The 18,063-nt window shown below is 67.9% G+C and carries 19 protein-coding genes; 2 read left to right on the top strand and 17 right to left on the bottom strand.

What is annotated here, in order from left to right; all coding sequences use genetic code 11:
* Nucleotides 1-40: 40 nt before the first annotated feature.
* The 9 genes from IPU70_RS12035 to gabT all read right to left on the bottom strand — a co-directional run bounded on the left by IPU70_RS12035 (nt 41) and on the right by gabT (nt 9,070).
* Nucleotides 41-802 carry an ABC transporter ATP-binding protein gene (locus IPU70_RS12035; protein WP_207467540.1) on the bottom strand — a complete coding sequence of 254 codons (762 nt, stop codon included), beginning with the start codon at nt 800-802 and terminating at the stop codon, nt 41-43.
* Nucleotides 799-1,560, bottom strand: coding sequence for an ABC transporter ATP-binding protein (locus IPU70_RS12030; RefSeq protein ID WP_013393484.1), 762 nt, complete (start codon nt 1,558-1,560; stop codon nt 799-801). The genes IPU70_RS12035 and IPU70_RS12030 overlap by 4 nt, the downstream gene beginning before the upstream one ends.
* A 3-nt stretch (nt 1,561-1,563) precedes the next feature.
* Nucleotides 1,564-2,460: a branched-chain amino acid ABC transporter permease gene (locus tag IPU70_RS12025; RefSeq protein ID WP_207467538.1), complete on the bottom strand. Its 897-nt coding sequence runs from the start codon at nt 2,458-2,460 to the stop codon at nt 1,564-1,566.
* Between the two features lie 3 nt (nt 2,461-2,463).
* A complete protein-coding gene (locus tag IPU70_RS12020; RefSeq protein WP_013393482.1) occupies nt 2,464-3,339 on the bottom strand; it encodes a branched-chain amino acid ABC transporter permease in 876 nt (291 codons plus the stop codon).
* Between the two features lie 27 nt (nt 3,340-3,366).
* Nucleotides 3,367-4,602: an ABC transporter substrate-binding protein gene (locus IPU70_RS12015; RefSeq protein WP_242702447.1), complete on the bottom strand. Its 1,236-nt coding sequence runs from the start codon at nt 4,600-4,602 to the stop codon at nt 3,367-3,369.
* A 119-nt stretch (nt 4,603-4,721) separates the two neighbouring features.
* The gene (locus IPU70_RS12010; protein WP_207467533.1) at nt 4,722-5,921 is read right to left on the bottom strand and encodes a CaiB/BaiF CoA-transferase family protein; all 1,200 of its coding nucleotides are present in this window, start codon (nt 5,919-5,921) and stop codon (nt 4,722-4,724) included.
* Nucleotides 5,922-5,950: 29 nt separating this feature from the next.
* On the bottom strand, nt 5,951-6,724 hold the full coding sequence (locus IPU70_RS12005) for an enoyl-CoA hydratase/isomerase family protein (RefSeq protein ID WP_207467531.1): 774 nt from the start codon (nt 6,722-6,724) through the stop codon (nt 5,951-5,953).
* Nucleotides 6,721-7,701 (bottom strand): aminopeptidase, encoded by a 981-nt coding sequence (locus tag IPU70_RS12000; protein ID WP_207467528.1) that lies wholly within the window; start codon nt 7,699-7,701, stop codon nt 6,721-6,723. Before IPU70_RS12000 ends, IPU70_RS12005 begins: the two co-directional genes overlap by 4 nt.
* 10 nt (nt 7,702-7,711) lie before the next feature.
* Nucleotides 7,712-9,070 (bottom strand): 4-aminobutyrate--2-oxoglutarate transaminase, encoded by a 1,359-nt coding sequence (gene gabT / locus IPU70_RS11995; protein WP_207467526.1) that lies wholly within the window; start codon nt 9,068-9,070, stop codon nt 7,712-7,714.
* A 129-nt stretch (nt 9,071-9,199) separates the two neighbouring features.
* On the opposite strand from gabT, the gene IPU70_RS11990 reads away from it, so the two are divergent.
* Nucleotides 9,200-9,934 carry a GntR family transcriptional regulator gene (locus IPU70_RS11990; RefSeq protein WP_371818916.1) on the top strand — a complete coding sequence of 245 codons (735 nt, stop codon included), beginning with the start codon at nt 9,200-9,202 and terminating at the stop codon, nt 9,932-9,934.
* A gap of 45 nt (nt 9,935-9,979) precedes the next feature.
* On the opposite strand, the gene IPU70_RS11985 is transcribed toward IPU70_RS11990, so the two are convergent.
* From IPU70_RS11985 to mltG, 5 genes are all read right to left on the bottom strand, one after another.
* On the bottom strand, nt 9,980-10,882 hold the full coding sequence (locus IPU70_RS11985; protein ID WP_207467523.1) for an ankyrin repeat domain-containing protein: 903 nt from the start codon (nt 10,880-10,882) through the stop codon (nt 9,980-9,982).
* Nucleotides 10,883-10,920: 38 nt separating this feature from the next.
* The gene (locus tag IPU70_RS11980) at nt 10,921-11,691 is read right to left on the bottom strand and encodes a TatD family hydrolase (RefSeq protein ID WP_207467521.1); all 771 of its coding nucleotides are present in this window, start codon (nt 11,689-11,691) and stop codon (nt 10,921-10,923) included.
* A gap of 68 nt (nt 11,692-11,759) precedes the next feature.
* A complete protein-coding gene (gene holB / locus IPU70_RS11975; RefSeq protein ID WP_207467520.1) occupies nt 11,760-12,851 on the bottom strand; it encodes a DNA polymerase III subunit delta' in 1,092 nt (363 codons plus the stop codon).
* Entirely contained in the window at nt 12,848-13,471 is a 624-nt protein-coding gene (gene tmk, locus IPU70_RS11970) for a dTMP kinase (RefSeq protein WP_207467518.1), read from the bottom strand. Before tmk ends, holB begins: the two co-directional genes overlap by 4 nt.
* Nucleotides 13,468-14,634: an endolytic transglycosylase MltG gene (gene mltG / locus IPU70_RS11965; protein ID WP_207467516.1), complete on the bottom strand. Its 1,167-nt coding sequence runs from the start codon at nt 14,632-14,634 to the stop codon at nt 13,468-13,470. Before mltG ends, tmk begins: the two co-directional genes overlap by 4 nt.
* Before the next feature lie 152 nt (nt 14,635-14,786).
* Between mltG and IPU70_RS11960 the strand changes: the two genes are divergently transcribed.
* Entirely contained in the window at nt 14,787-15,788 is a 1,002-nt protein-coding gene (locus tag IPU70_RS11960) for a folate-binding protein YgfZ (protein ID WP_207467514.1), read from the top strand.
* 84 nt (nt 15,789-15,872) lie between these two features.
* Here IPU70_RS11960 and IPU70_RS11955 read toward each other — a convergent pair whose 3' ends face one another.
* The 3 genes from IPU70_RS11955 to mmsB form a co-directional block, all read right to left on the bottom strand.
* Nucleotides 15,873-16,562 (bottom strand): VIT family protein, encoded by a 690-nt coding sequence (locus IPU70_RS11955; RefSeq protein WP_207467513.1) that lies wholly within the window; start codon nt 16,560-16,562, stop codon nt 15,873-15,875.
* A gap of 76 nt (nt 16,563-16,638) precedes the next feature.
* Nucleotides 16,639-17,076 carry a PaaI family thioesterase gene (locus tag IPU70_RS11950; protein WP_013393468.1) on the bottom strand — a complete coding sequence of 146 codons (438 nt, stop codon included), beginning with the start codon at nt 17,074-17,076 and terminating at the stop codon, nt 16,639-16,641.
* A 1-nt stretch (nt 17,077) separates the two neighbouring features.
* Nucleotides 17,078-18,049, bottom strand: coding sequence for a 3-hydroxyisobutyrate dehydrogenase (mmsB, locus tag IPU70_RS11945; protein ID WP_207467827.1), 972 nt, complete (start codon nt 18,047-18,049; stop codon nt 17,078-17,080).
* Between the last annotated feature and the right edge of the window lie 14 nt (nt 18,050-18,063).

Raw genomic sequence — 18,063 nt, 5'->3', positions numbered from 1 at the left:
GTCCGCGCCAGCAGCCGCCGGCGGGACGGTCCAATCGGTTTCAGGCGGGGACATTGCCAGCGGACGAACGATCGCCCCCAGCATGGCCGCCCCCCGCATGCCCTCCCCGCCCGATATACAGATCGCTCATATGCTGGTTGGCCAGCAGCGCCTGCCCCGTATCGGTCAGCACGATACGGCCGGAATCCAGGATGTAGCCGCGGTCGCTGAACGCCAGCGCCTGGCGCGCCCGCTGCTCCACCATCAGCACGCCCACGCCGATCTGCGGCAGGCGCCGCACTTCGGCGAACACCTGCTCGGTCAGCGCCGGCGACAAGGCGGCCGAGGGCTCGTCCAGCACCATCAGGCGCGGCGAGGACATCAGCGCGCGGGCGAAGGCCAGCTGCTGGCGCTCGCCGCCGGACAGGTTCTCGGCATGCGTCTTGCGCCGCCCGGCCAGCGCGGGAAACAGCTCGAACATGTCGCGGATGCGCTTTTCGCGCGCCTGCACGTGTTCGACCACCTGCAGGTTCTCCAGCACGGTCAGCGCGCCGAACACGTTGCGTACCTGCGGCACATAGGAAATGCCGATGCGCACCCGCTCTTCGACCGGCAGCGCGAGCAGGTCGCGGCCATCGAAGGTCATGGTGCCGGCGATGCGCGGCAACAGCCCCATCACCGCCTTGACCAGCGTGGACTTGCCCGCGCCATTGGTGCCGGCGATGGTGACGATCTCGCGCGGCGCGACGTGCATGTCGATGCCGCTGACGATATCGACCTCGCCGTAGCCGCCGGACAGGCCTTGCATGACGAGCTGGCTCATATCACTCCCCCCATGTACGCTTCGCGCACCTGTTCATTGGCCAGGACGCTGTCGGGCGTCCCTTCGGCGATGACGCGGCCGCGGTCCATGACGTACATGCGCGGCACGATGCGCGACAGCTCTTCCAGGTTGTGCTCGATGATGGCGACGGTCAGGCCGCGCTGGTTCAGTTCCACGATGCGCGCCGACAGTTCTTCGATCAGCACCGGATTGACGCCGGCGAACGGTTCGTCCAGCAGGATGCAGCGCGGCTCCAGCATCAGCAGCCGCCCCAGTTCCAGCAGCTTCTTCTGGCCGCCCGACAGTTTCCCGGCCGGCTCGTCGGCCACGCGGGTCAGGTTCAGGAACGCCAGCAATTCGTGCACGCGTTCGGCGTTGCGCGCTTCTTCGCGCGCCACCTCGCGGCGGGCGAACACCAGCGCCGCCAGCTTTTCGCCGCGCTGGTCCGGCGCGGCGGCCATCATGTTGTCGAAGACCGTCAGCTGGCTGAACTCGCGCGGCACCTGGAAGGTGCGCGCCAATCCGCGGCGCACGCGCTGGTGCACGGCGACGCCCGTGATGTCCTCGTCCGCAAAACGCACGGACCCGGAACTGGGCGGGATGTAGCCCGTGACCACCGAAAACAGCGTGCTCTTGCCCGCGCCGTTGGTGCCGATCACCCCGACCATTTCGCCCTTGCGCACTTCCAGCGACACGTCGTCCAGCGCCTTGAAACCGCCGAAGCTGGCGCTCAGCCCTTTGATGGAAAGCAGCGTCATCCCTTATCTCCTGCGCGTGGCCGAGGTGTTGCCGAAAATGCCCTGAGGCCGGTACAGCACCACGCAAATGAGCGCCAGGCCGATGACGCCGATGCGCACGCTGGCCATCTGTACCTCCGAGATGCCGCCGACGAAGTCGCGCACGAAACGCGAACCTTCCAGAAAGCCGACCAGCAGCACCGTGCCCGCCACCACGCCGCTCAACCGCCCCACGCCGCCCAGGATGATGGCAATCCAGATGTAGAAGGTGATCAACGGCACGAACTGCTCGGGGCTGATGAACGTCAGGTAGTGCGCCTGGAACGCGCCCGCCAGGCCGGCCAGGCCCGCGCCCAGCATCAGCGAACGGGTCTTGAAGCGGGCCGGGTCCTTGCCCAGCGCCCGCACCGCCACCTCGTTGTCGCGCACCGCCTCGATCACGCGGCCGAAGGGGCTGCGTATCACCAGGTGGATGAGGAACAAGGCGCCGGCGTTGACCGCCAGGAGCAGCAGCATGATCCACAGGTCCACCGTCTGCGGCGAGGCCCAGCCGGCGAACAGCCGCGGGATGCCGGGCAGGCCGTGCATGCCGCGCGTCAGCCATTCCTCGGTCTGCAGCATCATGCGCACCGACTCAGAGAAGCCCAGCGTCACGATGGCCAGGTAGTCGCTGCCCAGCCGCAAGGCGATCATGCCCAGCGGCCAGGCCGCCAGCGCCGCGAACGCGGCGGCGGCCGCCATGGAGATGGGTATCGGCACGCCCTTGAGCGACAGCAGCGCCGAGGTGTAAGCGCCGATGGCGAAGAAGCCGACGTGGCCGAAGTTGATCAGTCCGGTGAACCCGTAGTGCAGCGACAGGCCGAAGGCCAGCAGCATGTAGATCAGGATCCCGATGGCGATAGCAATCAGATAGGCTTCCATGACTCACCTCGCCGCCATCGGACGGCCGAAGATACCCTGGGGACGCAGCAGCAGCACGCACAGCAGCACCGCGAAGGCGAATACGATCTTGTAGGCCGGCCCGACCACCAGGCTGGCGACTTCCTGCGCAATGCTGAACACCATGATGCCGACGATGGCGCCAACCGGATTGCCGATGCCGCCCAGGATCACGGCCGCGAACATGGGCATCAGCAGTTCCCAGCCCAGTTCGGGGATCACCACCGCCTTGATGCCCAGCAGCACCCCGCCCAGCCCGCAATACGCGCCGGCGATGCTCCACAGCGTGATCATCACGCGCCGTCCACGTATGCCGCTGGCCGCGGCCAGCTCGGGGTTGTCCGCCACCGCCCGCATGCGCCGCCCGGTGGGCGTCATGTGCATCAGGGCGAACACCAGCGCCAGCGCCGCCACCGCCGTGCCGACGATGTACAGGTCGGTGGGCAGGATGCGCACGCCGCCGAAATTCCAGGCGCGCGTCAAGGGCATGTCGAAGGTGTACTGGTCCTGCCCGGCGAAGAACGTGATCGTGCTGCGCAGCGCGAACGCCACGCCGATGGACGCGATCAGGCGCGACACGTTGGAGCGCGACTCCAGCGGCCGGAACACCCAGGCATAGAAAAACAGGCTGACCAGGGTGGTGCCGGCGACGGCCGCCAGGCCGCCCGCCAGCATCGAGCCGCCGGCCAGCGCCTGGGTGAAGACGGCGGCGTAGGCGCCCAACGTCATGTAGTCGCCGCTGGCGGCGTTGGGAAAGCGGGCGATGCCGAACACCAGCGTGATCGCCAGTGCCGGCAAGGCCAGCAGCATCCCGATCACAACGCCGTTGATCGCGGCGTTGATGACGGTGATTCCATCCATACTTGTGTTCCCCTAGTGTTTTTATCGTCAGACCTGGCCGGCGATGACTTCATTCAGCACCAGCTTGCCGTCGCGGATGTCGAAGACGCCGAAGTCCGGCACGGTCTCGCCCTGTTTGCCGAAGTCCAGGCGCGAGGACGCGCCGTCGTAGTCCACCGGCTTGCCGGCGCGCAGCAGCGCCTGGCCTTGCGCGAAGCCGCTGACCTTTTCTCCGCCGCCCTGCGCGGTCACGGCGCGGATCTTGCCGTTGATGGCGGCCACGTCCGCGGTCGGCCCCGCCGCCTCGATGGCGAGCGCCAGCGTGATCACCATGTCATAGGACTGCGAAGCGAAGATGTCCGGCTCGCGCTTGGTGCGCTTGCGGAATTCGGCGGCGAAGGTCTTGTAGGCCTGGTGTTCGTGGGCAGCCACGTTGGAGATCGAGATGATGCCCTCGGTGGCTTCCTTGCCCAGCGCCTTGACCAGGTCTTCGTTGGCGGTCCAGCCCGGCATGATGAACTTGCAGTCCTGGCCGGTCTGGAACCATTCCTTCAGGATGATGGTGGCGTCGGGCCGGTAGGCGCTCAGCGAGATCACGTCGGGCTTGGACGCCAGCACCTTGGTCAGTTCGGTGCGGTAGGTGGTCTGATTGGGTTCGTAGATGGTGAAGGCGCTGACCTTGCCTCCCTTCTCCTGCCAGGTATCACGGAAGTAGTTTGCCTGCCCTACAAAAGTGGAGTTATTGAAGGCCATGACCGCCGGCCGCTTGAAGCCGCGCTGCCGCGCCACTTCGGCGAAAGCGCGGCCGAACACCGCGTTGGATGCCTGGAACATCCAGGCCAGCCCCTGCTTGTTCTCGGTCAGCATTTCCGGCGCGCCGCAGGTGTTCATGGTGATGAGGCCCGCGGCATTGGTGATGGGCATGGCGGCCAGGCCCACCGACGACGGCCAGATGCCGACCACCGCCTCGACCTTGTTGATCTCGATCAGCTTCTTCACCGCCAGCACGGCGGCGTCGGGCTTGGTCTGGTCGTCTTCGGCATAAAGCTGGATCTTGCGGCCAGCCGCGCCGCCGGCGGCGTTGACCTCGTCGATGGCGATCTTGATGGCTTCCAGCATGGCCGGGCCATAGGGGCCGCCGACGCCGGTGATGGAGTTGAGCGCCCCCAGCCGGAACGGCTGGGCCGATTGCGCCCGGACCAGGGAGGGAACGGCGCCGCAAGCGGCCAGCGCGGCGCTGGCCGCGATGAAGCCGCGGCGGGAAAGATGGATGGGCTGTGTCATGAAGGTTCCTTGCGGCGTGAACATCTTTGTTCAACTTCGAATAGCCGCCGGCGTGCGTGACGCCGGCGTCCCCTTGTAGCTTGGATGCGACTTCGATACTGCCTGCTGCGGTTTGTCTGTTACGCGATGACTCCTCGGGCGCGCATGCCTGCAATTCTGTCCTCCGCCACCCCGAAGCGGCGCAGCACCTCGTCGGTGTGCTGGCCCATCAGCGGCGCGGCCGTGCGCAAGGCACCCGGCGTCCTGGAAAACTTGGTCGGAATACCTATGGTCTTCATCTTGCCCAGCGCGGGATGGTCCAGTTCCTGCACCATGCCGCGCGCCAGGTAATGCGGGTCCTGCATGGCCTGGCCGAAGTCGTTGATCGGGCCGCAGGGCACGGAGGCCTTCTCGCAGCGCGCTATCCATTCGGCCGCGTCGGCGCGCGCGAATTCCGCTTCCAGCAAGGGTTCCAGTTCGGCGATATTGGCCAGCCGGTCCGAATTGGTGATGAAGCGCGGATCGGTGATGAGTTCGGGGCGCTCCAACACGTCCGCGCACAGGCGCTCCCAGGTGCGCTGGTTGGCGGCGCCTATCATGATGAAGCCCTGGCGCGTGCCGAAGGCCTGGTACGGAGCCGACACACGGTGGCGGCTGCCGGTGCCTTCCGGCACCGTGCCGTCGGCGAAGTAGGCGGCGGCTTCCCAGACGAACCAGGGCAATCCGCACTCGGCCAGCGCGATGTCGATGTGCTGGCCCTCGCCCGTCTTCATCTGGTGGATGCAGGCGGCCAGGATGGCATAGACCGCCGTCAGGCCCGCCCCCACGTCATAGATGGCGATGCCCGACTTCAAGGGACGCCCGCCGGGTTCGCCGGTCATGCTCATGATGCCGCTCATGCCCTGGGCCACCAGGTCGAAGCCGCCCTTGCCCGCGTAGGGGCCGGTATGGCCATAGCCGGAGATCGAGCAATACACCAGGCGCGGATTGATGCGCGACAGCGTTTCGTAGTCCACGCCCAGCGACTTGGTCACGCCCACGCGATAGTTCTCCACCACCACGTCGGCCCAGCGGGCCAGCTCGTACAGCACCTCGCGGGCCTCGGGATCCTTCAGGTTCAGCGCCACGCCCTGCTTGTTGCGGTTGATCTGGGCGAAACAGGTGGACTCGCCGTTCACATAGGGGCCCATTTCGCGGGAGTCGTCGCCGGCGCCGGTCTTCTCGACCTTGATGACCTCGGCGCCCAAGTCGGCCAGCACCATGGTGCAGTACGGCCCGGCCATGATCTGCGAGAGATCCAGGATCTTGATGCCTGCCAGGGGGGATGCAGCTTGCGTCATATGCGGTCCGTCTCGGGTCGGTGGCCGCTTTAGCGGCCGATGAATTCGGGGATGCGCTTGGCGGCGAAGGCTGCGCGGCCGCGCCGGTAGTCCTCGGTGCCGAAGCAGGCGTAGGCTTCGCTGCGCTCGTCCGCGCTCAGCGCGCGTCCTTCGCGCAGCTGGCCGACGAAGCGCTTGTGCCAACGGTTGACCAGCGGCGCGGCTGCGGCGATGCGACGGGCGGTGGCATAGGTTTGTTCCGCCACGCGTTCGTCATCCACCACGCGGGTCAGGAGGCCCTTGGACATGGCCTCGTCGGCGCCAAAGATGTTCCCTTCCAGCAGGATTTCCAGCACCCGCGCGGCGCCGACCACGCGGATCAGATCGGCCAGTTCCTGGTGGTCCACGGTCAGCCCGATGCGGTTCACCGGGATGCCGTAGCGGCTGTTGCGCCCGCCGATGCGGATGTCGCACAAGGCGGCCAGCTCCAGCCCGCCGCCCACGCACACGCCTTCGATGCAGGCCACCGTGGGATGGCGCAGATGCTTGAGCGTGTCGGTCATGGACAAGGTGAAAAGCGCGTACTCGGCCGCCTGCGCGGCGCCGTCGCGGTCTTCTTCGAAGCCGCCGATATCGCTGCCGGCGCAGAAGGCGCCGCCGGCGCCGCGCAGCACCACGCAGCGCACCGTGTCGTCGGCGTCGAGTTCGCGCATGACCCGGCCGAACTCCCGGTACATGTCCAGCGTGAACGCGTTGCGCTTTTCCGGGCGGTTCATCAGCACGGTGGCCACGCCGTCGGCGTCGCGGCTCAGGTCTATGCTCATGCCGCGTCCTCCAGGCGTAGTTCGGTGCCTTGCAGCACCACCCTGCCGTCCAGTTCCAGCGTCGCGTCGGTGACGATGGTGTCGTAATGGGCGGCCGCCTTGACGGTGCCGCCGATGTAGGCGCTGGTGCCCAGCGCCAGCTGGATCGAGCCGTAGACGGATTCATCGGACAGCATGGTGCCGTCCAATTGGCAGCGCGGGTTCATGCCCACGCCCAGTTCGCCCAGGTTGTAGACCAGCGGGTCGTTGAAGCTGGCCAGCAGGTCGCGGAACTGCCGTGCTACCGCCCCGCCTTCGATGGCCACCGCCATGCCCTTCTCCATATGGATGCGCACCGGCTCGTCGCGGATCAGCGAGACACCGGGAATGCTGGCGTTGACCACGATCACGCCTTCGGCCGTGCCTTCCACCGGCGCCAGGCTGGACTCCAGGCAATAGCCCGCCGAAATATCGGTGGTGTTGGCAAAGCCGTGCAGCGCGCGGCCCTGGCGGCCGGCGATGCTCATGGTCACGTCGGTGCCGAGTTCGCTGGTGACGCGGGCCGTGTCGGCGCGGGTCAGCGCGTCGGCCAGGCCCTGGATCTGCGGACGCAGCGCGTCGAAGTCGCAGTCCCAGCCTTCGGCCAGGAAGAAATCGGGCAGATGGGATTCGGGCAGCACGATCACGCCGACCCCGGCGCGCGTGGCCTGCTGGCGCGCATCGGTATGCGCGGCGTTGGCCCGCGTCAGGGCGATGACCAGGTCGGCCGCCTGCATGGCCTGGGCCACCACCGGCGACAACTGCCGGCCGTGGCGCGCGGAACCCGCGATCTGCAGCAGGTGCAGGCCGGCGCCCGCCTCATCCACCGCGATGGCCAGGGGCTCGACGTTGTGGTGGGTGTGCAGGTCGTACAGCACCAGCACTTCCATGCCCGGTTTGGCCGCGCCCAGCTGGCTGACCACTTTGCGGGCGTTCTTCAGTTTCAACAGCGTATGCATGCAGCGCTCCTCAAGCCGTTTGCGACGCGCGGGCGTCGGCGATGCGCTGGGCGTCCGCCACCGCGCGCCCGAGGATGTCCAGGCCGCGGGCCAATTCCTCGTCGGTAATGGACAGGGGCGCCAGGAAGCGGATCACGTTGCCGTAAAAGCCCGCCTTCACCAGCACCAGTCCGCCCTGGTAGGCGGCCTGCACGATGTGGGCCGCCAGATCGCCGGCGGGGCTGTCGTCGCCGTTGCCGCGCACGACCTCAAAGGCCACCATCGCGCCCAGGCCGCGCACGTCGCCGACGATGCCGTACTGTCCGGCCCAGGCAGTAAAGCGTTCGCGCACGCTGGCGCCGAGATCGCGGGCGCGCGCCGCGTAGTCCTCGCGCCGCATGACCGCGATGGTCGCGAGCGCTGCGGCGCAGGCCAGCGGGTTGCCGCCATAGGTGCCGCCCAGGCCGCCCACGGCGGGCGCGTCCATCAAGTCGGCGCGCCCCACCAGCGCCGCTATCGGCAAGCCGCCGCCCATGGACTTGGCCAGGGTGTAGAGGTCGGCCTCGATGCCGGCATGCTGGGTGGCGAACCATTCCCCGGTGCGGCAGAAGCCCGACTGGATCTCGTCGGCGATCAGCACGATGCCGTGTTGGGTGCAGTAGGCGCGCAGCGCCTGCAGGAAGGCGGGCGACGCGGCATGGAAGCCGCCCTCGCCCTGCACCGGCTCGATGATCACGGCGGCGACCTGCTCCGCGTTGATCTCGGTTTCGACCAGGCGGCGGAATTCATTGAAGGCCGCCTCGGCACATTCGGCTTCGGTAAGCCCGGAGCGGTAGCGCACCGGAAACGGCGCGCGGTAGACCTCGGAGGCGAAGGGGCCAAAGCCAGTCTTGTACGCGGGCGCCTTGGCGGTCAGCGACAGCGCCATGTAGGTACGGCCGTGGAAGGCGTTCTCGAACGCCACCACCGCTTGCCGGCCGGTGGCGCGGCGCGCCACCTTGATGGCGTTTTCCACGGCCTCGGCGCCGGTGGTCTGCAACATGGCCTTCTTGGGCCAGGATCCGGGCACCAGATCGACCAGCGCTTCGGCCAGCTCGATGTATTCCGGATACATGACGATGTTGAAGCAGGTGTGCAGATAGCGCGCGGCCTGCGCCTGGACGGCGACCACCACCTCGGGATGCGCATGGCCGACGTTCAGGGTACCGATGCCGCCGGCGAAATCAATGTAGGCATGCCCGTCCAGGTCGGTCAGCGTGGCGCCGCGGGCAGCGGCCGCGAATACCGGGGGCCCGTTGGCCACGCCCAGGGCGACGGCGGCGTTGCGCCGGGCCAGGTATGCCTGGCACTGCGGACCGGGAAGTTGAGGGGACTGCGCGGCGTCTTTCATTGCCCTGGGCTCCTTGGATGCGTGGGTACGGCGACGAAGTGCAGCCACTATATTCTTGTGCGTTTTATTGTGTCAATGCTGATTTACAACTACGCATTCTAAATTGTGCACAATCTTGAGTTCAAAAAAATGCTATGCTTCCCGCCATTCAACCCAGGTGCCTACATGCCCAATAAACGCGCGACTGCCTCAGCTGACGCCGCCGCCCCCGAAACACGCAAGGCGGCTTCCACCCACGAAGTCATACTGGATATGCGAGAACGTATTGCGTCGCAGGCCTTGCTGCCCGGCACCCGCGTGCCGGAGGAAGACCTGGCGCAGGCCTACGACATCCCCCGCGCCAAGGCGCGCGAAGTGCTGGCGACGCTGGAAGACCGCGCGCTGGTGGAACGGGTGCCCAACAAGGGCGCCGTCGTGGCCCTGGTGGACATGGAAACGACCTATCGGCTGTACCAAGTGCGCGAGGCGCTGGACGGCCTGGCCGTGCGCCTGGCCATCGCCAATGCCACGCCCGACGATTGGGAAGCGATGCAGGCCCTGCTGGGGGAACCTTTCGAGCACAGCCTGAAGAGCGGCGACATCGAGGCCCATGTGGCCACGATCGAACAGTTCCGCAACCACATCAAGGAACTGGCGCGCAATCCGGTACTGAGCGACATGATCGAGCGCATCTACGATCGCACCCGCGTGTCGATGCGCCGCGTGGCCCTGCTGCCGGGCCGTTCAGAGATGGGGATCAAGCAGTACCGCGCCCTGTTGGACGCAATGGTTCGCGGCGACGCCGATGAGGCCGAGCGCTGCGTGCGCGAATTGAACGGCAGCGCCCGCGACTACATCGAGCGCTACAAGAATTACGTGATTTGAAGCGGGCCGGCCCCTTGCGGGCCGGCCCTCGGGCAAGCCCGCGCCTCAGGGCGCGGCGGGCTCGTCGTAGTTGTTGAGCTTCACGCCCGAAACGCCCTGGACCGCGGAAGACGCGGCCGGGGCTTTCTTTTCAGCGGCGGGAGCCTGCGCGGCTGCCGCGCCCAGCTCCGGACTGGCCGGCGCGCTAACTGCCGCGCCCGCCTGTGCCCCCGCCGACTCGACGCCCTCTTCGGCCGGCCGCGACGCGCGCAGCTTGCGGCGGGTTTCTTCTTGCTGGGCGATCAGCTTGTCCAGTTCCGCGGCCACCGCCGTGGACTTGCCCGTCCTGGCCCAATCGGCCGGGGTCTGGCCCTTGGTATCGCGCGAGCCGACGTCGGCCCCGGCTTTCAGCAGCAGGTCCACCATGGGTTTGCGGCCGGAAAGCGCCGCCATCATCAGCGGCGTTTCGCCATTGGGCGCGGGCGCGTTGACCATGGCCTGGTGCGCCAGCAGCAGGCGCGCCATTTCCAGCTGGCCCTTCGACGCCGCGTAGTGCAGCGGCGTCCAGCCCAGGCGGTTGACCTGGGCGCCGCGGGCGATCAGCTTCTTGGCGCGCTCGGTCTGGCCGGCAATGGCCAAGTACATCAGCGGCGTCTCGCCCGCCGGGTTCTCGGCGTTGACGTCGGTGCGCTTGTCGGCGGCAATCACGTCGAATACCTTCCAGGCGCCGTCGACCACCGCGCGCATCAGCGCCGGCTGGCCGTTCTTGTAGCGCACGTTCGGATCCTCGCCGCGCGCCAGCAGTTCCTTGATGTCGTCCGGATAGTCATTGGCGACATAGACCCACCAGTCGCCTGGGTTGGCGGCCTGCGCCACCGCCGGGGCAGTCAGCCCCACGGCCAGCGCCAGCAGCGCTCCACGGCAACACGACAAGAGGGCGTTCTGGACGGAAGCGTTGCGGGCAGCCATGGATTTCCTATAAATTACTTTAAATAAATTAGATCAGATTATTTCTTTATCTTATTGAAAAGACGGAAGAAATTATCCGAAGACGCTTTGGCCACGTCGGCCACCGGTATACCCCTGAGATCCGCAATCTTCTCCGCGACGTGGATCACCTTGGACGGGTCGTTCAGCTTGCCACGATACGGCACGGGCGCCAGATACGGCGAGTCGGTCTCGATCAACAGACGGTCCAGCGGCACCTTGGCGGCCACTTCATGCACGACCTGGGCATTCTTGAAGGTCACGATGCCGGACAGGGAAATATAGAAGTTCTGGTCCAGCGCGGCCTGTGCCACTTCCCAGCTTTCGGTAAAGCAATGCATCACGCCGCCGACTTCGGCCGCCTGCTCTTCCCGCAGCATGCGCACGGTGTCCTCGGCGGACGAGCGCGTGTGCACGATCAGGGGCAGGCCCGTGTCGCGCGCGGCGCGGATGTGGCGGCGAAAGCGCTCGCGCTGCCAGTCCAGCGGTTCTGACAGGCGGTAATAGTCCAGCCCGGTCTCGCCGATGGCCACGACCTTCGGATGCTCGGACAGGCGCGCCAGTTCTTCGGGCGTGGGGTCGGGCGTGTCTTCGTAATCGGGGTGCACGCCGACCGAGGCCCACAGATTGGCCTGCGGCTCGACCAGCGACATCAGGCCGGGCCATTCCGGCATGTTGACGCTGACGACCAGCGCGTGGGTGACCTGGTTGGCGGCCATCCGGTCAAGAATGGCCGGCAGATCGGCGGCCAGTTCCGGAAAGTTCAAATGGCAGTGGGAATCGACGTACATGATGAGTCTGGATACAAGTGCCGCGGCGCCGCGTCCTTTGCCGGACGAAGCGCCGCCGGATCAAGGGCTTACGCCAGGCAGGATAGCACCACGCGCTGCAAGGTCGCGTGGGCGAAGAGCTTGGCATTCAAGGGATGGGTGGCCAGCGCGCGCTGGCGCGTCAGCCAGCGCGCGGCCTCGGCCACCTTGGCCGGGTTCATGCGCGCGGCGACCTGCGCGACCGCGCCGCCCAGGGCCGGGAAATAGCGCGCGGGCGCCCCTGCGCTGGCCAGCATCAGATCGGTGTACAGACGCTGCAAGGCGTCGATCCACTCAGTGGCCGCCACCTTTTCCAGGGCCTCGGCCAAGGTGCCCACGTCGGGCGACTGCCCCTGGGACAGCGGCCCGACCAGTTGGGTCAGCCAGGGCGGACAAGCAGCTTCGCCCGACTGCGCCAGCCGCAGCGCCGCCAGCGGCGCGCCGCCCGCGGCGGCCAGCCATTCGCGGGCCGGCTCCACGTTCTGTTCGCGCAGCCATTGCAGCGCGGTGTCCGGATCCGGCGCCGGCAGCGGCAGGCGGCGGCAGCGCGACACCAGGGTGGGCAGCAGGCGGTCCGGCGCGTCCGCAACCAGCAGGAAGACCGTGTGCGGCGGCGGTTCCTCCAGCACCTTGAGCAAGGCGTTGGACGACACCACGTTCAGCGCATGGGCCGGATACAGCAACGCCACGCGCCAGCCGCCGCGGTGCGTGGCGGTGTTGAACCAGGATTCCAGCGAACGGATCTGGTCTATGCGGATTTCCTTGGACGGCGTTCGCTTGGCCGTGCCCGTGGCCGGCTCAGCGTCTTCCGACGGTTCGGCGGCGTCCGCCCCCTCTTCCACGGCCACGGCTTCGGGCCGGATGCGGCGCAGGTCGGGATGGTTGCCGCTGGCGAACCAGGCACAGGCGGCGCAACGGCCGCAGGCCAGGCCGTTGTCCGGGGTCTCGCACAACAGGCTGGCTGCCGCGGCGACCGCGAAGTCCAGCTTGCCGATGCCGGCCAGTCCGTGAATCAGCCAGGCGTGGGCGAAGCGGTCGCGGTTGCCCAGCCAAGTGCGCGCCGTCTCGGCCTGCCAGGGCAGGAATTGCGGCGCGTTGGACGCCGTGGCGTCCTCCTCTTTGGCGGCGCGGGTGGCGTTCATTCCTGCCGCCCTAGAAGTTCCAGCAACCCCGCCTCGAGTTCCACGCGGATCTGGGCGATGGATCGGGTCGAATCGACGATGCGGATGCGCTGCGGATCAGCCGCGGCGCGCGCATGGTAGGCCTCGCGGGTGCGCTCGAAGAAGGCCGCCCCCTCGCGCTCGAAGCGGTCGGGTTCGCGCGCGTCGGCCAGTCGGGCGCGCGCGACTTCCAGCGGCACGTCGAACAGCCAGGTGCGGTCGGGCTGGCCGGCCTGCATCCAGTCTTCCAGCGCGGCCACGCGCGATGCGCCCAGGCCGCGGCCGCCGCCCTGATAGGCGTAGGTGGCGTCGGTGTAGCGGTCGCAGACCACCCAGGCGCCGCGCGCCCGCGCCGGTTCGATGACTTGATGCAGGTGTTCGCAACGGGCGGCGAACATCAACAGCGTCTCGGTGTCCAGCCCCATGGGGTCGGTCAGCAGCAAGCCGCGCAGCTTCTCGCCCAAGGGCGTGCCGCCGGGTTCGCGGGTGGACACCACGTCCAGCCCCTGCGCGCGCAGGAAATCGGCAATCCAGACGGTATGCGTGCTTTTGCCCGCGCCGTCCACGCCTTCCAGCGTGATAAAGCGTCCGCGCGTGGTCATTGGTCTTGTCCTTGTACTGGTGCCGGGTCCAGCTCGGGCGCCGCGTCCGACGCCGCGGCGGGCGCCGGGCTGGTTGGAGCGGCTGCGGGCGCGCCGTTGGCCGGGCTGCCGTTGGCGCCGCCGCGGCCCGGTGCCGGGCTGGGCGCGGCGTTCTGGCCCTGGCCCAGGATATAGCGGGAAACGTTGCGGTTGTGCTCGTTCAGATTGACCGAGAACTCGCTGGTGCCGTTGCCGCGGGAAACGAAAAAGAGAAATTTGTGCGTCTCGGGCTGCACCGCCGCCAGCAGCGCCGCGCGGCCCGGCGCCGCGATCGGCGTGGGCGGCAGGCCCGGCCGCGTGTAGGTGTTCCAGGGCGTGTCGGTCTGCAGGTCGCGCTTGCGGATCCGCCCTTGGTAGGCGTCGCCCATGCCGTAGATCACCGTCGGATCGGTCTGCAACAGCATGCCGATCTTGAGGCGGTTGGTGAACACGCCGGCCACGCGGCGGCGGTCCGGGCCGTGGCCGGTTTCCTTTTCCACGATGGAAGCCAGCACCAGGGCTTCGTAGGGCGTGGTCACCGGCAGGTCCGGCTGGCGCTTGGCCCAGGTGTCCTGCAGGATGCGCTGGCCTTCCTGGTAGGCGCGGCGCAACAGGTCGTAATCGGTGCTGCCCGGCGTGAAAATGTAGGTATCCGGGAAGAACAGCCCTTCCGGCTGCTTGATGTCGGAACCCAGGCGTTCCATCAATTCTTCATCGGTGGTCTCGCCCAGCGTCTGCTTGACGTCGGGATTCGCGCGCAGCGCCTGGCGGATCTGGCGGTAGGTCCAGCCCTCCAGGAAGGTGATCTGCCGCTGCGTCATGTCGCCGCGCGCCAGGCGTTCCAGCAGTTGCCAGGGCGAGTCGCCATTGATGGCCTGGTAGCCGCCGGCCTTTATCTGCTTGTCGCGTTCGGACAGGCGCGCCATCCAGATGAAACCGGGCTCCCAGACCGGCACGCCGGCCTCGTTCAGCGCCCGCGCGACCGTGCGCGGGCTGCTGCCCGGATCCACCACGAAATCTATCCTGTCGGCTTTCAGCTGCATGGGCTTGTGCGCCCAATACCAGGCGCCGCCCACAGCTGCGGCGGCAGCCAGCGCGATCAACAGGGAGAACCACAGGACGAAAAAAAAGAGTCGCTTCTTCATAAGTGTCGGAAGTTTAATTGATCGCGCGGACCTGTCGCGGCTAAAGAGGGGCAGAACACGGCGCGCGTCCCTGCGCGCGGCGGGGACATGGCCCAGTCCGGAGGGGAACACGGCTATCATCAACACTTTGATGACGCGATAACACCGCCTCCATGCACGCTTTCCATTCTTCGATTCCCGCCCGCGCGGAAGGTTGCGCGCAACTTGCGCCGCTGGACGATTTCCTGGTCTTTGCCGCTGCCGGCGCGGACGCGCTCACTTTTCTGCACGGCCAGCTCACGCAGGACGTCACCGGCCTGCCCCAGGACGCCGCCCGCCTGGCCGGCTACTGCACCGCCAAAGGCCGCCTGCTGGCTACCCTGGTGATGTGGCGCGGCGCCCCCGGCGGCGCGGACGATGCGCCCCAGCTCTACGGCCTGGTGCGCCAGGACCTGGCCCAGGCGCTGCTCAAGCGTCTGTCGATGTTCGTGCTGCGCGCCAAGGCCAAGCTCGGCGCCACGCCGCTGCATGTGGCGGGCGTGACGGCCTCGGCAGCCGAAGCCGCCGCGCTGGAAGCCGCAACCGGCGCGCTGCCGCGCGCGCCCTGGCAACGCGTCGATCTGCCGTCCGGCACCTGGATCGCCGCGCCGTCCGCCGACGCGCGCCTGCGCTGGTGGTGGATCGCCTCCGACGAACAGCTGGACCAGTCGGCCGCGCTGGCCGACGCGCTGGGCCTGGCGCCCGCCGCGCAATGGCACGCCGCCGACCTGGCCGCGGGCATACCGTGGATCACCGCGGCCACCCAGGACGTATTCATCCCGCAGACGGTCAACCTGGACCTGATCCAGGGCGTCAGCTTCACCAAGGGCTGTTATCCGGGCCAGGAAGTGGTGGCGCGCAGCCACTATCGCGGCACCGTCAAGCGGCGCATGGCATACGGCACCATCGCCGATACTGCCGTCCAGGACCAGGCGCTGGCCGGCGTGGACGTCTATGACGCCACGCAGCCCGGCGAGCCCATCGGCCGCGTCGTGGACGCAGCTGGCGAACAAGGCCTTGTATCGGTGCTGTTCGAAACCACGCTGGCGGCACTGCCCGAAGGCGACCTGCGCCTGGGTGCCGCGGACGGCCCGCGCATTGGGGCGGTTCCGCTGCCCTATTCCATCACGCCGTAAGCCCACGGTCCGCGAGGCCGCCCTGGCGCGGTTCCGGAGCCGTCGTGGCGCGCTCCTGCCGGCGCGCGCTCGCGCTGGCTGGTACTAGACCGCCACGCCGAACAGCGCGCCTACCCCCGCCGTCGCCGCCATCGCCAGGCCGCCCAGGATCGTCACCCGCAACGCGGCCGGTCCCTTGGGCGCGCCGCCTGCGCCCGCCGCCAGGGCGCCCAGGCCGGCCAGACAGGCGACCGACGCGCCGATGACCCAAACGATCAATTGCGGCATGGGCGCCGTCGCCGCCACGGCCAGCGGCAGCGCCGCGCCGCCGGCGAACGATGCCGCCGACGCCACCGCAGCCTGCACCGGACGGGCGCGGTTATGTATCGATATACCCAGCTCGTCGCGGGCATGCGCGTCGAGCGCATCGTAGCTGGTCAATTGCCGCGCCACCTGTTCGGCCAGCTCGCGGGTCAGGCCGCGCTCCACGTAGATGTCGATGAGTTCAGCCAGTTCTTCGCTGGAGTTGCGCTTGAGCGAGCGCTGCTCCAAGCGCAGGTCCGCAGCCTCGGTGTCAGCTTGCGACCGCACCGACACGTACTCGCCCGCCGCCATCGACAGCGCCCCCGCCACCAGCCCTGCCACGCCCGAGGTCAGGATGGCGTCATGCGTGGCCTGGGCCGCCGCCACCCCGGTAATCAGGCTGGCGGTGGACACGATGCCGTCGTTTGCGCCCAGCACGGCCGCGCGCAGCCAGTTGCTGCGGAAAATCCGATGATGTTCTTTTGGAGGCATTGCCAGAAAACCCATGCACCGCGCGATGAACGCGCCGCGGATCCGCCGACCAGGCCGGACCCGCAGCGCGCGGAGTTCAACGCGGCGTCACGCGCACCGCGGTGAGCAAGCCTATCACGCAAAGCGTGGCCTGCTCGCCGTCGTAGGCATGCACCTCGACCTGGCAGACCGACAGGCGCTTGCCAGGCTTGACCACGCGGCCGCTGGCGACGTAGCGGCTGCCCTTGGCGGGCGCCAGGAAATTCATCTTGAACTCCGAGGTCAGCACGTCCTCGCCCGGCGCGAACAGGGTATAGGCGGCATAGCCGCCGGCGCTGTCGGCGATGGTCGTGGAAATGCCCGCATGCAGAAAGCCGTTCTGCTGGCACAGGTCGGCGCGGTAAGGCAGCACGATGTCCACCCTGCCCGGCTCGACCACGTCCAGCGCCGCGCCCAGCAAGGTCATGATGCTCTGCCGGGCGAAGCTCTCCTGGACCCGCGCGGCCGGGTCCAGCTGCGCTTGCGACGGCGCCATGTCAGTCCTGCTCGCGCTTGACAAGATTGACGATGCTGGAGAAGTCCAGCTTGCCCGAACCGCCCGAACTGTGCAGCGAATACAGATTGCGCGCCAGCTCGCCCAGCGGGATCGAGGCCCGCGCCGACAAGGCGGCCTCGGCCGCCAGGCCCAAGTCCTTCAACATCAGGTCCACGCCGAAACCGCCGGCGTAGCCCTTGGAGGCCGGCGCATGCTCCATTACGCCGGGCCAGGGGTTGTAGAGTTCCGTGGCCCAGTTGCGGCCGGAGCTCTTGGCGATGATGTCCGACAGCACCTTGGGATCCAGGCCGTTGGCCACGCCCAGTGCCAGCGCTTCGGAGGTGCCCGCCATCAGGATGCCCAACAGCATGTTGTTGCAGATCTTGGCCACCTGGCCGGCGCCGGCCGGACCGGCATGGAAAATGTTCTTGCCCATCTTTTCGAGGACGGGACGGGCGCGCTCGAGCGCCGCGGCCTGGCCGCCGACGATGAAGGTCAGCGTGCCGGCGGCTGCGCCGCCGGTGCCGCCGGAAACCGGGGCGTCGATCATGGCGATGCCGCGCGCCTCGGCCGCTTGCGCGACCTTGCGCGCCGAGTCCGGCGCGATGGTGCTGCACTCGATGACCAGCGCGCTCGACGGGATCTTGCCCAGCAGGTCTTCACCCAGGTACAGCCCTTCGACGTGCTTGCTGGCCGGCAGCATCGAGACCACCACTTCGGCGCCCTTGACCGCTTCCGAGGCGGACGCGGCGGACGTGGCGCCGGCGTCCGTCAGGATCTTCACGGCCGCCGGCACCAGGTCGAAGACCGTCACACTATGGCCGGCCTTGACCAGATTCAATGCCATGGGCGCGCCCATATTGCCCAAACCGATAAACGCGATGCTGCTCATGATGTCTTGTCTCCTGTTGCTATTGCTATAGGTGTGAAACCATCGTGTACTGCGTTGCCGTGCCGGCGGGCGGCGGCGGATCCGCCGCCGCGGGC

This window comes from Achromobacter sp. SD115 (assembly GCF_017355315.1).
Taxonomy (GTDB): Bacteria; Pseudomonadota; Gammaproteobacteria; order Burkholderiales; family Burkholderiaceae_B; genus Achromobacter; species Achromobacter xylosoxidans_B.
Note: the sequence above shows the minus strand (reverse complement) of the source record. Positions and strands in the feature narration are given on the sequence as shown.

Bases quoted from the DNA above. Each gene is read 5' to 3' on its own strand.
- holB (WP_207467520.1), bottom strand. From the start codon at position 12,851: ATGAACGCCACCCGCGCCGCCAAAGAGGAGGACGCCACGGCGTCCAAC.
- IPU70_RS11960 (WP_207467514.1), top strand. From the start codon at position 14,787: ATGCACGCTTTCCATTCTTCGATTCCCGCCCGCGCGGAAGGTTGCGCG.
- mltG (WP_207467516.1), bottom strand. From the start codon at position 14,634: ATGAAGAAGCGACTCTTTTTTTTCGTCCTGTGGTTCTCCCTGTTGATC.
- IPU70_RS11955 (WP_207467513.1), bottom strand. From the start codon at position 16,562: ATGCCTCCAAAAGAACATCATCGGATTTTCCGCAGCAACTGGCTGCGC.
- IPU70_RS11950 (WP_013393468.1), bottom strand. From the start codon at position 17,076: ATGGCGCCGTCGCAAGCGCAGCTGGACCCGGCCGCGCGGGTCCAGGAG.
- IPU70_RS12035 (WP_207467540.1), bottom strand. From the start codon at position 802: ATGAGCCAGCTCGTCATGCAAGGCCTGTCCGGCGGCTACGGCGAGGTC.
- gabT (WP_207467526.1), bottom strand. From the start codon at position 9,070: ATGAAAGACGCCGCGCAGTCCCCTCAACTTCCCGGTCCGCAGTGCCAG.
- IPU70_RS12005 (WP_207467531.1), bottom strand. From the start codon at position 6,724: ATGAGCATAGACCTGAGCCGCGACGCCGACGGCGTGGCCACCGTGCTG.
- IPU70_RS12020 (WP_013393482.1), bottom strand. From the start codon at position 3,339: ATGGATGGAATCACCGTCATCAACGCCGCGATCAACGGCGTTGTGATC.
- tmk (WP_207467518.1), bottom strand. From the start codon at position 13,471: ATGACCACGCGCGGACGCTTTATCACGCTGGAAGGCGTGGACGGCGCG.
- IPU70_RS11985 (WP_207467523.1), bottom strand. From the start codon at position 10,882: ATGGCTGCCCGCAACGCTTCCGTCCAGAACGCCCTCTTGTCGTGTTGC.
- IPU70_RS12025 (WP_207467538.1), bottom strand. From the start codon at position 2,460: ATGGAAGCCTATCTGATTGCTATCGCCATCGGGATCCTGATCTACATG.
- IPU70_RS12000 (WP_207467528.1), bottom strand. From the start codon at position 7,701: ATGCATACGCTGTTGAAACTGAAGAACGCCCGCAAAGTGGTCAGCCAG.
- IPU70_RS12015 (WP_242702447.1), bottom strand. From the start codon at position 4,602: ATGACACAGCCCATCCATCTTTCCCGCCGCGGCTTCATCGCGGCCAGC.
- IPU70_RS11990 (WP_371818916.1), top strand. From the start codon at position 9,200: ATGCTATGCTTCCCGCCATTCAACCCAGGTGCCTACATGCCCAATAAA.
- IPU70_RS12010 (WP_207467533.1), bottom strand. From the start codon at position 5,921: ATGACGCAAGCTGCATCCCCCCTGGCAGGCATCAAGATCCTGGATCTC.
- IPU70_RS12030 (WP_013393484.1), bottom strand. From the start codon at position 1,560: ATGACGCTGCTTTCCATCAAAGGGCTGAGCGCCAGCTTCGGCGGTTTC.
- IPU70_RS11980 (WP_207467521.1), bottom strand. From the start codon at position 11,691: ATGTACGTCGATTCCCACTGCCATTTGAACTTTCCGGAACTGGCCGCC.